This window comes from Pseudonocardia spirodelae, from assembly GCF_037727765.1.
Lineage (GTDB): Bacteria > Actinomycetota > Actinomycetes > Mycobacteriales > Pseudonocardiaceae > Pseudonocardia > Pseudonocardia spirodelae.
The window spans coordinates 17,668-30,220 of the sequence record NZ_JBBJUP010000018.1 but is presented as its reverse complement, the minus strand read 5'-3'; the positions used below and the strand labels follow the sequence as shown (position 1 = coordinate 30,220).

General features: G+C 76.3%; 11 protein-coding genes. 6 read left to right on the top strand and 5 right to left on the bottom strand.

Annotation, left to right across the window (positions count from 1 at the left end; all coding sequences use genetic code 11):
* Positions 1–110 precede the first annotated feature (110 nt).
* The 4 genes from WJX68_RS20060 to WJX68_RS20045 form a co-directional block, all read right to left on the bottom strand.
* Positions 111–683, bottom strand: a complete 573-nt coding sequence (locus WJX68_RS20060) for a hypothetical protein (protein WP_340293284.1) — start codon at positions 681–683, stop codon at positions 111–113.
* Between the two features lie 164 nt (positions 684–847).
* Positions 848–1,837: a small ribosomal subunit Rsm22 family protein gene (locus tag WJX68_RS20055; RefSeq protein WP_422785742.1), complete on the bottom strand. Its 990-nt coding sequence runs from the start codon at positions 1,835–1,837 to the stop codon at positions 848–850.
* Between the two features lie 25 nt (positions 1,838–1,862).
* The gene (gene idi, locus WJX68_RS20050) at positions 1,863–2,402 is read right to left on the bottom strand and encodes an isopentenyl-diphosphate Delta-isomerase (RefSeq protein ID WP_340293280.1); all 540 of its coding nucleotides are present in this window, start codon (positions 2,400–2,402) and stop codon (positions 1,863–1,865) included.
* Between the two features lie 52 nt (positions 2,403–2,454).
* Positions 2,455–3,618 (bottom strand): geranylgeranyl reductase family protein, encoded by a 1,164-nt coding sequence (locus WJX68_RS20045; protein WP_340293278.1) that lies wholly within the window; start codon positions 3,616–3,618, stop codon positions 2,455–2,457.
* A gap of 155 nt (positions 3,619–3,773) precedes the next feature.
* On the opposite strand from WJX68_RS20045, the gene WJX68_RS20040 reads away from it, so the two are divergent.
* A complete protein-coding gene (locus WJX68_RS20040; protein ID WP_340293276.1) occupies positions 3,774–5,255 on the top strand; it encodes a DHA2 family efflux MFS transporter permease subunit in 1,482 nt (493 codons plus the stop codon).
* 143 nt (positions 5,256–5,398) lie between these two features.
* On the opposite strand, the gene WJX68_RS20035 is transcribed toward WJX68_RS20040, so the two are convergent.
* A complete protein-coding gene (locus WJX68_RS20035; protein WP_340293274.1) occupies positions 5,399–6,730 on the bottom strand; it encodes an MFS transporter in 1,332 nt (443 codons plus the stop codon).
* An 87-nt stretch (positions 6,731–6,817) separates the two neighbouring features.
* On the opposite strand from WJX68_RS20035, the gene WJX68_RS20030 reads away from it, so the two are divergent.
* The 5 genes from WJX68_RS20030 to WJX68_RS20010 are packed head-to-tail and all read left to right on the top strand — an operon-like array spanning position 6,818 to position 12,538.
* Positions 6,818–7,303, top strand: a complete 486-nt coding sequence (locus WJX68_RS20030) for a MarR family winged helix-turn-helix transcriptional regulator (protein WP_340293272.1) — start codon at positions 6,818–6,820, stop codon at positions 7,301–7,303.
* 60 nt (positions 7,304–7,363) lie between these two features.
* Positions 7,364–8,875 carry an acyl-CoA synthetase gene (locus WJX68_RS20025; RefSeq protein ID WP_340293270.1) on the top strand — a complete coding sequence of 504 codons (1,512 nt, stop codon included), beginning with the start codon at positions 7,364–7,366 and terminating at the stop codon, positions 8,873–8,875.
* Positions 8,872–9,654 carry a crotonase/enoyl-CoA hydratase family protein gene (locus tag WJX68_RS20020; RefSeq protein WP_340293268.1) on the top strand — a complete coding sequence of 261 codons (783 nt, stop codon included), beginning with the start codon at positions 8,872–8,874 and terminating at the stop codon, positions 9,652–9,654. The genes WJX68_RS20025 and WJX68_RS20020 overlap by 4 nt, the downstream gene beginning before the upstream one ends.
* Positions 9,651–11,597 carry an acetoacetate--CoA ligase gene (locus WJX68_RS20015; RefSeq protein ID WP_340293266.1) on the top strand — a complete coding sequence of 649 codons (1,947 nt, stop codon included), beginning with the start codon at positions 9,651–9,653 and terminating at the stop codon, positions 11,595–11,597. The genes WJX68_RS20020 and WJX68_RS20015 overlap by 4 nt, the downstream gene beginning before the upstream one ends.
* Complete coding sequence (locus WJX68_RS20010; RefSeq protein WP_340293264.1) at positions 11,594–12,538, top strand: 3-hydroxyacyl-CoA dehydrogenase NAD-binding domain-containing protein; 945 nt, start codon at positions 11,594–11,596, stop codon at positions 12,536–12,538. Before WJX68_RS20015 ends, WJX68_RS20010 begins: the two co-directional genes overlap by 4 nt.
* Positions 12,539–12,553: the final 15 nt, after the last annotated feature.

Genomic DNA, 12,553 nt, shown 5'->3' with positions numbered 1-12,553 from the left:
CAGGGGCACTCTCGGGGCTTAGAGCGCTACGAGGGTGCCCCTGGGAGCACGCCCGGAGGGCGACGGGAGCGGCGACGGGAGCGCGGCGACGGGTGCCGCGGCCGGGGCGGTCAGACGGAGGTGAGGTCCGGGCCCGTCGCGGGCTCGGCCAGCGACGTCAGCGCCTCGGCCGCCCAGGCCTCCCCGCCCGCGACCGCCGTCCACAGCAGGCCCCCGAGGGTGCGGGTCGGGTCGATCCGACCGGCCTGCCAGGACGGCGTCGCCGCGAGCCGCTCGGCGCGGGCGCAGAGCTGGAACGACGCGGGGTGCGACTCGGAGACGTCGCGCGCGAAGCGGGTGTGCCCGAACCGTGCGCGGTAGGCGCGGACCGGGTCGGTGACGGCGTGGATGACCGACAGGACCAGGATCGCCACCGCCACCGAGACGGGCAGGCAGACGAGGAACGTCAGCGCCGACCACGTCCAGCTGTTGTCACCCACGGTGATCGCCACGACGGCCGAGACGACGACGGCCGACGCGGTCATCGCGCCCGCGGGGAGCCTGGTGTAGACGAGGTCGCCCGCGTCGTCGACGACGTAGGGGGTCCCGGCGACCAGCGCCGGATCGAAGACGCGGTAGCCGGTCCGGGTGCGGACGAGGGTGGGCAGGCGGTCGGCGGGGGCGCCGGTGACGAAGTCGTTCATGGTCGTGCTCGATCTGTGAGATAGGTGCTGCTCGCGGCCCACCGCATGGCCGTCTCGCCCGGTCAGTCGCCCACGATGCCGGTCCGTGTTACAGGTTCACAACGGTGTTCGGCGCGTCCCGCCTGTGATGTTCGCCTCCCGCGGTTGCGCGCAACCCGCGGCGCTCACTCAGGTGGCCAGGCATCGCCCCACGCGGCGTCACGGGCGTCGCGGAACAGCTCGGCGCGGCTGCGCGGAACGGGGGTGTCGCGCAGTGTCCCGTCCGCCTGGCAGACACGCAGCGTCACCAGCCCCTTGCGGGTCCGCGGGTGCCGCACGATCCGTCCCGGCGCGCGGGTGACGGCGTCGCCGCGGGCCGCCACGACGTAGGAGAACTTCTCGTCCTCGTGCCCGAGCGAGCCCGCCTTGAGCACGCGGTGCCGCGAGCTGCGTCCGACCCGGACCGCGAAGTGGCACCAGTCGTCGCCGGTCACCGGGCAGGCGTCCGCGTGCGGGCAGGGCGCGGCGACCGTCAGGCCCGCCGCGAGCAGGCGGTCGCGCGCGGCCAGGATCCGGGCGTGCCCGGCCGGGGTCCCCGGCTCGACGAGCACGACGACCCGGGCGGCCCGGGCCGCGGCGTCGACGACGGCGTCGCGCACCGGGCCGGGCAGCTCGCCCAGCAGGTAGCAGGCGGTGACGAGGTCGGCCGCGGGCAGCGTGGTCGACGTGCCGAGCACGGCGGGCTCCCAGCGGGCCGCGCGCAGCAGCGGCGAGGGCGCACCGCCGGCGAGCCGCTGCCCCAGGGCGCGGGCGGGTGCGGCGGCCTCCAGCACGGTGGCGGCCGTCAGCTCCGGCCACACGCCGGCCGCGGCCCACACTGCCGCGCCGGTCCCGCCGCCGAGGTCCAGCAGCGACGACGGCGCCACGAGCCGGGCGGCGGCCCGCTCCAGGACGTCGAGCACCGCGGCGTGCGTGGCCGGCATCCGGTAGGCGGCGTAGGCGGCCGCGTCGTCGGCGGTGCGCAGGATCGGGGCGCCGGGCACCGAGCCGCTGCGGTAGTCGCGGATCAGCCGCTCCACCACGGGGGCGAGCCGCCCGGCCGGGACGCCGTCGAGGGCGCGGTCGAGCGCGTCGCCGAGGGCGCCGGCCGGGTCGGGGGACAGGTCGGGGACCACGCCCCTCATTCCACCAGGCGGGCGCTCAGCCCCGGGCGCCGACCAGCAGCGGGTCGTCCAGCGCGTCCAGCAGCGGGACCTGCAGCCGCGCCCACGGGGACAGCCCCGAGCCCGGGTCGCCCGCGGCGTCGCGGAAGCGCGGCCAGCTCCACCAGTCGAGTTCCTCCACCTCGTCGGGCCGCGGGTCGGGCTCGCCGGTGATGCGCGCGACGAAGACCGGGCAGAGCTCGTTCTCCTCCACACCGTCCTGGGAGGCGCGGTAGCTGAAGTCGGGCAGCACCATCCGCAGCTCGGTGGCCCGGATGCCCAGCTCGCGCTCCAGACGGCGGTGCACGGCGTCGGCCATGTCCTCGCCCGGCGCGGGGTGCCCGCAGCAGGTGTTGGTCCACACCAGCGGGAAGGCGGTCTTGCTGCGCGCGCGGCGGGTGACCAGCAGCCGGCCGCGGTCGTCGACGCCGTAGCAGGAGAACGCCAGGTGCCGCGGGGTGCTCGCGCCGTGCACGGTGGCCTTGTCCGCGACGCCGACCGGGTTGCCGTCGTCGTCCAGCAGCACGACCTGTTCCATGCGGTCCTGTCTACCGGAGGCGGGTCCGGCCGGCCCGTCGGCCCGACCGGGCTCACACGGCGGCGGCCCGGCGGCGCCCGCGGGCACCGGTGAGCGCCGCGCCGGGCAGGTGCGCGGCGACGAGCGCGAGCGCGCCGGGGGTGACCGTTCCGCGGGCCAGCCCGAGCGCGACCGCGCAGTCGAAGACCCGCTGGTGACGGGCCGCGGCGCCGATCGCGGCGTCCAGGAACGCCGGGCGCGCCGCCAGCCGCGCCAGCCGCCCGACGTGACGGTGGTGGCGGTCGAAGGTGTGCTCCATCGCCGCCCGGTGCGCGGCCCCCGCGCCGTCGCCCCGCAGCGCGGCGCGCCCGGCGAGGATCCCGGAGGCGACGGCGTCGAAGATCCCCTCGCCGGTCAGCGGGTTGACCTTGGCCGCGGCGTCGCCGGCGAGCAGCACCCGGCCGTCGGGGTGGAAGCGGGGCGCGGTGGACAGCGGCAGGTGGTGCGCGCGCAGCGTGGCCGGGTCCGGCTCCTGGCCGGGCAGCAGCGCGGCGAGCCGCTCCAGCAGCTGCGCGCGGGTGCCGGTGCCCGCGGCGTCGAACACGCCGTAGCCGACGTTCGCACCGCCCCCGGCCACCGGGAACGACCAGGCGTAGGCGGGCACGGTGCCACCGGCGTACTCGATGGACAGGGTGCCGGGCTCGGCGGCGACCGGGGCGTAGCCGCGGATCGCGACCGCCGTCGACGACGACGGCACCGCGGGCGCGCCGAGCGCCCGGCGCACCACCGAGTGCGCCCCGTCGGCCCCGACCACCACGCGGGCGGTGACCCCGCCGTCCAGCTCCACCCGGCCCGGCCGCACGGCCAGGGTGCGGACCCGGTGGCGGCGCAGCTCGGCCCCGGCGCCGACGGCCGCGGCGACCAGCGCCGCGTCGAGCTCGTAGCGGCGGACCACCCGGTTCGGCCGCGGCGCGGTGCGGTGCACGACCCGCCCGTGCGGGGTGCGCAGGCGCAGCCGGGACGCCTCGGTGCCGAGCGCGCGCAGGTGGCCCGCGCCGAGCCCGTCGAGCAGGTCGAACGTCTCGGCCGCGACGCCGTCGCCGCAGGTCTTGTCCCGCGGGAAGCCCGCCGCATCGAGCAGCAGCACCGACGCGGTCGGCCGCAGCCGCAGCACGTTCAGCGCCGCGGCGCAGCCGGCGGGGCCGGCACCGACCACGGCGACGTCGTAGGTGGTCATGGCTCCATCCTCCCCGTTCGCCGCGGGCGGAACCCGGTCGCCACCGCGCCCGCCGTCGTGTTCACTCGGGGGACCGCCGCCCGTCCCCGTGCCGGCTCCGCGTGCCCCGACCCGGGCCCGTCGCCGTCGCGGGCCGTCCCGTCCAGGAGCCTGTCGTGAGTACCGAGCCGACCGCCGGCCCCGCCGCCGAACGGCTGCCCGCCGGCGCCCCGCTGATCATCTCGCTGCTGGTCGGCTCCGCGTTCGTCATGATCCTCAACGAGACGATCATGAGCGTCGCGCTGCCGGCCCTGATCGCCGACCTGCAGGTCACCCCGGCCACCGCGCAGTGGCTGACCAGCGGCTTCCTGCTGACGATGGCCGTGGTCATCCCGGTCACCGGCTACCTGCTGGCGCGATTCCCGCCGCGCTCGGTGTACCTGGCCTCGATGAGCCTGTTCAGCACCGGCACCGTGCTGTGCGCGATCGCGCCGGCCTTCGGGTTCCTGCTGGCGGGGCGGGTCGTGCAGGCCACCGGCACCGCGGTGATGGTGCCCCTGCTCATGACGACGATCCTGCGCCTGGTCCCGGCGTCGCGCCGCGGCCAGACGATGGGCACGATCTCGATCGTCATCGCGGTGGCGCCCGCGGTCGGGCCGACGCTGTCCGGGGTGATCCTCTCGGCGCTGGGCTGGCGGTGGATGTTCTGGATCGTGCTGCCGATCGCGCTGGTGGCCCTGGCCGCGGGTGCGACCTGGCTGCGGGTCACCGCCGAGACCTCCCGGGCGCCGCTGGACGTCACGTCGGTCCTGATCTCGGCCGTCGCGTTCTCCGGCATCGTCTACGGGCTCTCCGCGATCGGGGAGTCCGCGGCCGCCGGCCCGCACGGCGGCGTGCCGCCCTGGGTCCCGCTCGCGGTCGGTGCGCTCGCGCTCGCGGTGTTCGTGCACCGCCAGATCCGGCTCCAGCGCGGCGACGGCACGGCCCCGCTGCTGGACCTGCGGCCCTTCGCGGTGCGCCGGTACACGCTGTCGCTGGTGCTGGTCGCGACCGGGTTCATGTCGCTGTTCGGCGCGATCATCCTGCTGCCGCTCTACATCCAGGAGGTGCTCGGCGACAGCGCGTTCGTGGCGGGGCTGGTCGTGCTGCCCGGCGGGCTGACGATGGGTCTGCTCGGGCCGTTCGTCGGGCGCGCCTACGACCGGCTCGGTGCCCGTCCGCTGGTGCTGCCGGGCTCGGTGCTGCTCGCGGTCGTGATGTGGGGCTTCACCACGCTCGGGGCGGCGAGCCCGATCTGGCTGGTCGTGGTGCTGCACATGGGGCTGTCCGCGGCGCTGGCGCTGATGTTCACGCCGCTGATGACCGACGCGCTGGGCTCGCTGACCGGCGAGCTGTACTCGCACGGCAGCGCCATCCTCACCACCCTGCAGCAGGTCGCGGGCGCCGCCGGGACGGCCCTGTTCATCACCGTGATGACGCTGGCCTCGGCGGGTGCCGGGGTGGACGCGGACGGGGTGCACGCGGCGTTCCTGGTCGCGGCCTGCGTGTCGCTGGCCGTCGTGGTCGTCGCGTTCGTCGCCGCGCGGGACTCCGGCCCCGCGGCGCCGCGCGACGGTGCCGCCGCGACGACGGCCGGGGCGGGCGAGCCGGGCGCCTGACCGGGCGCGGCCCGCCGACCCGGCCCGCCGACACGGCCCGGCCGCCGACCCGGCCGCCGACCCGGCCGCCGACCCGGCCGCCGACACGGCCCGGCCGCTGCCGGTGGGGCCGGGCCGTCGGGGACGCCGCGACGGCCGCCCGGTCAGGGACGCGGCGCGGAGGCCGGCGCCCCGGGCGCGGGAGCCGTGGCGGGGTCGCCGGTCAGCCCGTCGCGGGCGGTCTCGCGCAGCGCGAGCACCGACGCGACCGACACCAGCGCGAGCACCACGATCACCGCCGACAGCACCCCGGTGCCGAACCCGGCCGCCTGCAGCGACGCGAACAGCACCGGCGACAGGCCCGCGCCCATCCCGGAGATCTGGTAGCCCAGCGAGGCCCCCGTGTAGCGCGACCCGGTGGAGAACATCTCCGAGTACAGGGCCGCGGACGGCCCGAACCAGGCGGCGTGGGTCACGCCCTGCCCGACCACGACGGCCAGCGTGAGCAGCACCGCCGAGCCCGTGTCGATCATCGGGAAGATCGCGATGCACCACAGCCCGGTCGCGACCGCCCCGCCCAGGACGACCGGCCGTCGTCCCACCCGGTCCGAGAGGGCGGAGAAGCCGATGATGCCGAGGATCGCGACGACCGAGGACGCGGTCAGCGCGTTCAGCACCGTCTGCCGCTCGAACCCGGCGCCGACGGCGTAGGAGATCAGGAACGTGGTCAGCGTGCCCTGCGCGACGAACGCGCCGAACCCGACGCCGACGGCGAGCAGCAGGTTGCGCGGCCGGGACAGGACCTCGAACAGCGGCGCGCGGGCCGGCGTCGCCGAGGACGCGGCCGCGGCCGCGAACACCGGCGTCTCGGTCACCGACAGGCGCACGAACAGCCCGATCCCGAGCAGCACCACGCTGAGCAGGAACGGGATCCGCCAGCCCCAGGTGAGGAACGCGTCGCCGGTCAGCCCGGCCGACAGGGCCAGGACCAGCGTCGAGAGCACCATGCCGCTCGGGGCACCCGCGTTGGTGAAGCTCGCCCACAGCCCGCGCCGCGACGACGCGTGCTCGGCCGACATCAGCACCGCGCCGCCCCACTCGCCGCCGACCGCGACGCCCTGCACGACCCGCAGGACGATCAGCAGCACCGGGGCCAGCGCCCCGACCTGGGCGTAGGTGGGCAGCACGCCGATCAGGGTGCTCGCGACCCCCATCAGCACCATGCTGATGACCAGCATCTTCTTGCGGCCGACCCGGTCGCCGAAGTGGCCGAACACGATCCCGCCGAGCGGGCGGGCGAGGTAGCCGGTGGCGAGCGTGCCGAACGCGGCGACGGTGCCGACCAGCGGATCCAGGTCGGAGAAGAAGACCCGGTTGAACACCACGGCCGACGCCGTCGCGTAGAGCAGGAAGTCGTAGTACTCGATCAGGCTGCCCAGGTAGCTCGACAGCACCGCGCGCCGTCGCTGGGTGGGGGAGAACCGGGGGTGCGTCATCGCAGCTCCGTGCCCTTCGGTGGGAATGGAAAGGCGCTTTATAGCAAGAACCTTGTCATTCACGCCAGGGTCGCTACGCTCCGGGGCGTGACGGATGCGGCGTCGGTACCGACGGGGACGCGCGGGCAGCGGCTGACCTACCTGGTCAAGCGCCTGCAGATGGCCGAGCGCGCCCGGATGGAGGAGGCGCTGCGTCCGCTCGGGGTCACGTTGTCGCAGTACACGGCCCTGAGCGTGCTGGAGCGCAGCGGCGGACTGTCCTCCGCGCAGCTCGCCCGCCGGCACTTCGTCACGCCGCAGGCGATGCAGCAGCTCGTCGCGGCCATGGAGCGCGAGGGCCTGGTCGAGCGGCGTCCGGACGCCGACAACCGCCGCATCCTGCGGGTGTGGCTGACCGCCCACGGCGACGACGTCCTGGCCGACTGCCACGGGGCGGCCGGAGTCGTCGAGCGCCGGATGCTCGACGCGCTGGAGCCCGAGCAGGCCGAGGTCTTCGCCGACGCACTGGAGCGCTGCCTGGCCGCGCTCGGCGGCCGTGGTGACGCCTCCGGCGATCCCGACGAGGACGCTTGACCTGATATCAACTCCCTTGCTATCAACTCTCTTGATATCGGCGAGGAGCGAGGGAGCCCCATGAGCCCGATCACCGGTCCCGGCCTCGGCCTGGGGACCTGGCCCGCCCGCCGGGCGCGGATCAGCCCGCACGCCCCGGCGCTGTCGGACGCCGAGCGCGCGCTCGACCACGCCGGCCTCGCCGAGCGGACCGCGCGGATCGCCGGGGGCCTGGCCCGCCTGGGCGTCGGGCCCGGCGACCGGGTCGCCTGGCTGGGGGTGAACGCCGTCGCGACGCTGGAGACCTGCTTCGCCGCCTGGCGGCTCGGGGCCCTCGCCGTGCCGCTCAACCACCGCCTCGCCCCGGCCGAGGTCGGCTACATGCTCGACGACTGCGGCGCCGCCGTGCTGGTGCACGGCGCCGACGCCGACGCGCTGGTCGCGGCCACCGCGCACCCGGTCCGGACGGTCCGCGGCGTCGAGGACCTCGCGGCGGGCCCGGGCGCAGACGACGCCGGTGCCGGACTCGACGACCCGGCCGTGCTGCTCTACACCTCGGGCACCACCGGGCGCCCGAAGGCGGCGGTGCTGACCCACGGCAACCTCACCTGGAACACCGTCAACCAGCTGGCGCACGTCGACGTCACCTCCGACGAGCGCACCCTGTGCATCTCTCCGCTGTTCCACTGCGTCGGGCTGTCGCAGGTCACGCTGCCCACGCTGTTCAAGGGCGGCAGCGTCGAGCTCGCCGGGCGGTTCGACCCCGGCGCGGTCCTCGCGCGCGTCGCCGCCGCCCGGATCACGAGCTTCGCCGCCGTCCCGACGATGCTGCAGATGCTGTGCGAGCACCCGGACTGGGCCGCCACCGACCTGTCGTCGCTGCGCACCGTGGTCTACGGCGGCTCGCCGGTGCAGGAGCGTGTCGCGCGGGCCTGGCTGGAGCGCGGTGTCGCGCTGCAGCAGGGCTACGGCATGACCGAGGCGTCGCCGGGCGTCACCATGGCCACCCGCGAGGGCACCGCGGCGCACCCGCCGACCTCGGTCGGGGTGCCGCACTTCTTCACCGACGTCGCCGTCGAGCGCGACGGCGCGCTCGTCGCCCCCGACGGCGAGCCGGCCGAGCTGCTCGTGCGCGGCCCGCACGTGAGCCCCGGCTACTGGAACCGCCCCGAGGAGACCGCCGCGTCGCGCCTCGGGGGGTGGTACCGGACCGGTGACGTGCTGCGCACCGGCCCCGACGGGTGGGCGCACGTCGTCGACCGGGTCAAGGACCTGATCATCTCCGGCGGCGAGAACGTCTACCCGGCCGAGGTCGAGGCCGTCGCCGTCACCCACCCCGACGTCGCCGACTGCGCCGTCGTCGGTGTCCCGGACGCCCGGTGGGGCGAGGTCGGTGCCGCCTACGTCCAGCTGCGCGAGGGGGCGCAGCCGGACGTGGCGGCGCTGACCGGGCTGCTCGCCGGGCGGCTCGCCCGCTACAAGGTGCCCAAGTTCGTGCGGTTCGTCGACGAGCTGCCCCGCAACGCGTCCGGCAAGGTCCGGCGCGTCGACCTGCGTGCGGCCGCCGCCGCCGACGAGGAGGTGGCGCGATGAGCGCCGAGCTGCCGGAGTCGCTGACCGTCGAGCTCCACGAGAAGGAGGTCGCGGTCCTGCGGTTGACCCGGCCCCGCAAGCGCAACGCCCTCGACGACGCCACCGTGCTCGGCATCGAGGACTTCTTCGCCCGGCCCCCGGAGGGGGTGCGCGCGGTCGTCCTCGACGCCGAGGGCGACCACTTCTGCGCCGGGCTCGACCTGTCCGAGCTGGGCGACCGCGATGTCGTCGCGGCGATGGAGCACTCCCGGATGTGGCACCGCGCGTTCGCCCGGCTCGCCGAGGGGCGGGTGCCGGTGGTCTCGGTGCTGAAGGGCGCCGTCGTCGGCGGCGGTCTGGAGCTGGCCTCGGCCACCCACCTGCGGGTCGCGGAGGACTCCACCTTCTACGCGCTGCCCGAGGGCCAGCACGGCCTGTTCGTCGGTGGCGGGGGCTCGGTGCGGGTGCCGCGGCTGATCGGCGCGCACCGGATGACCGACATGATGCTGACCGGCCGCGTCCTCGACGCCGACGAGGGCCACGCGCTGGGCCTGTCGCACTACCGGACCGGCCCCGGCGCGGGCCTGGACCGGGCACTGGAGCTGGCCCACACCGTCGCCGGGAACTCCGCGATCACCAACGTCGCGGTGCTGCAGGCGCTGCCCCGCATCGCCGAGGCGTCCCCGGACCAGGGCTTCCTCATGGAGTCCCTGGTCGCGGCGGTGGCGTCGTCGAGCCCCGAGGCCCAGGAGCGGATGCGGGAGTTCCTGGCCGGACGCGGCGGGAGGGTGCGCCGGTGAGCGAGCTGCTGCGCGACGTCGCCGCCGACGTCCGGGAGAGCACCGCGATCGGCCGGTTCGTCGTCGCCGTCGAACGCGAGCACGGCGTGGACCTGCCGGACTACGCGGCGCTGCACCGCTGGTCGGTGACCGAGCCCGCGGCGTTCTGGTCCGCGGTCGCGACGCAGCTCGGCGTCCGGTTCGACACCCCGCCGCGGGCGGTGCTGGGCCGGCGCGACATGCCCGGCGCCGAGTGGTTCCCCGGGGCCACGCTGAACTACGCGGGCCACGCCGTCGGCGGTCCCGGCGACGAGGTCGCCGTCCTCGCCCACTCCGAGACCCGCGACCCGGTCGAGCTGACCTGGGCGCAGCTGCGCGCGCAGGTCGCCCGGGCCCGGGCCGGGCTGCGCGCCCTCGGCGTCGGCCGCGGCGACCGGGTCGCGGCCTACCTGCCGAACATCCCCGAGGCCGTCGTCGCGTTCCTCGCGACGGCGTCGCTCGGCGCGGTCTGGACCAGCTGCGCACCCGAGTTCGGCGCCCGCAGCGTGCTCGACCGGTTCGGCCAGGTCGACCCGGTCGTGCTGCTCACCGTCGGCGGCTACGGCTGGGCCGGGCGCGACGTCGACCGCCGCGACGAGGTCGCCGCGATCCGCGCCGGGCTGCCGGGGCTGCGCCACACCGTCGCCGTCCCCTACGGCCCGCACGCCGTGCCCGGCGCCACCGCCTGGGACGCGCTGCTGGACCACGAGCCCGACCCCGCGTTCGACGCGGTGCCCTTCGACCATCCGCTGTGCGTGCTGTTCTCCTCCGGGACGACCGGCCTGCCCAAGGCGATCGTGCACGGCCACGGCGGGATCCTGCTCGAGCACCTCAAGAACCACGCCCTGAGCTGGGACCTGAACCCCGGCGACCGCATCCTCTGGTACTCCACGACCGCCTGGATGATGTGGAACGCGCTGGTCTCGGGCCTGCTGCGGCAGGCGTCGATCGTGCTGGTCGACGGCCACCCCGCCCACCCCGACCTCGGCCGGCAGTGGCGCCTGGCCGCCGCGACCCGGGCGACGCTGCTGGGCGCGAGCCCCGGCTTCCTCATGGCCTCCCGTGCCGCGGGCCTGCGCCCGGCCGCCGAGCACGACCTGTCCGCGGTCCGCCAGATCGGCGCCGCCGGCTCCCCGCTGCCGCCCGAGGGCTACCGCTGGGTCGGCGAGCAGTTCGGCGGGCGGGTGCTGCTCAACGTGGGCAGCGGCGGCACCGACGTGTGCTCGGGCATCGTGCAGGGCTCGCCGCTGCAGCCGGTGTGGGCCGGGGAGATCTCCGGGCCCTGCCTCGGCGTCGACGCCGCCGCCTACGACGAGGCGGGCCGCCCGGTCGTCGACGAGCTGGGCGAGCTGGTCATCCGGACGCCGATGCCGTCCATGCCGCTCGGCTTCTGGGGCGACGACGACGGCTCCCGCTACCGCGGCACCTACTTCGACACCTGGCCCGGGACCTGGCGCCACGGCGACTGGGTCCGCTTCTCCGCCCGCGGCAGCGCCGTCGTCGCCGGGCGGTCGGACGCCACGCTCAACCGCGGCGGCGTCCGGCTCGGCACCGCGGAGTTCTACCGCGTCGTGGAGGAGCTGCCCGAGGTGGCCGACTCCCTCGTCGTGCACCTGGAGGACCCCGACGGCGGCAACGGCGAGCTGATCCTGTTCGTCCAGCCCGCCCCGGGCGCCTCGCTCGACGACGCCCTCACCGCCCGGATCCGGACGGCCCTGCGCACCGAGCTCACCCCGCGTCACGTCCCGGACCGGGTCGAGGCCGTGCCGGTGGTGCCGCGCAACCGGACCGGCAAGAAGCTGGAGGTCCCCGTGAAGCGGATCCTGCTCGGCGCGGAGCCCGACGCCGTCGCCTCCCGCGACGTGCTCGCCGACCCGGCCGCGCTCGACGCGTTCGCCCGGCTCGCGAGCGGGGCCCGGTCGTGACGCCGCCGCGGGCCGCGGAGCCGGGGACGGCCGCCGTCGTGGGCACCGGGGTGATCGGCGTCGGCTGGACGGCGCTGTTCCTGTCCCGCGGCCTGCACGTGCGCGCCTACGACCCCGCGCCCGGCGCGCAGGAGCGCCTGCACGCCGACCTCGCCGCCCTCGGCCCGTTCCCCGGGCACACCGGGCCGCTGCCCACCGGGAACCTGACCTGGGCCGCGAGCGCCGGCGACGCCGCGGCGGGCGCCGGGTTCGTCCAGGAGAACGGTCCCGAGCGCGAGGACCTCAAGCACGCCCTGTTCGCCGAGCTCGACGAGGCCGCCGCCCCGGGCGTCGTGCTGGCCTCGAGCTCGTCGGGGCTGCTCCCGACCACGGTCGCCCGCGGCGCCGCGCGGCACCCCGAGCGGGTGCTCGTCGGGCACCCCTTCCACCCGCCCCAGGTCATCCCGCTGGTCGAGGTCGTGCCGGGGGAGCGGACCTCGGAGGAGGCGGTGGAGGCCGCGCTCGCCTTCTACACCGCGCTCGGCAAGCGCCCGGTCCGGCTGCGCGCCGAGGTCCCGGGGCACCTGGCGAACCGCCTGCAGGCCGCGCTGTGGCAGGAGGCGTACTCGCTGGTGGAGCGCGGCGTGGCGACCGTCGCCGACGTCGACGCGGCCATCTCCCACGGGCCCGGCCTGCGCTGGGCCGTGCTCGGGCCCTTCGCCAACCAGCACCTGTCCGGCGGGCCCGGCGGGCTGGCCCACGTGCTCGCCCACCTCGGCCCGCCCACCGAGCGCTGGTGGCGCGACCTCGGCGAGGTCACGCTGACGCCCGCGCTCGTCGACACCCTCGTCGACGGGGTGCACGACGAGCTCGGCGACCTCGACGGCCCCGCGCTGGCCGCGCGCCGCGACGCCGTCCTGGCCGAGCTGCTCGCCGCCAAGTCCCGCACCGAGCTCCCCTGACGTCCCGGAGGACCC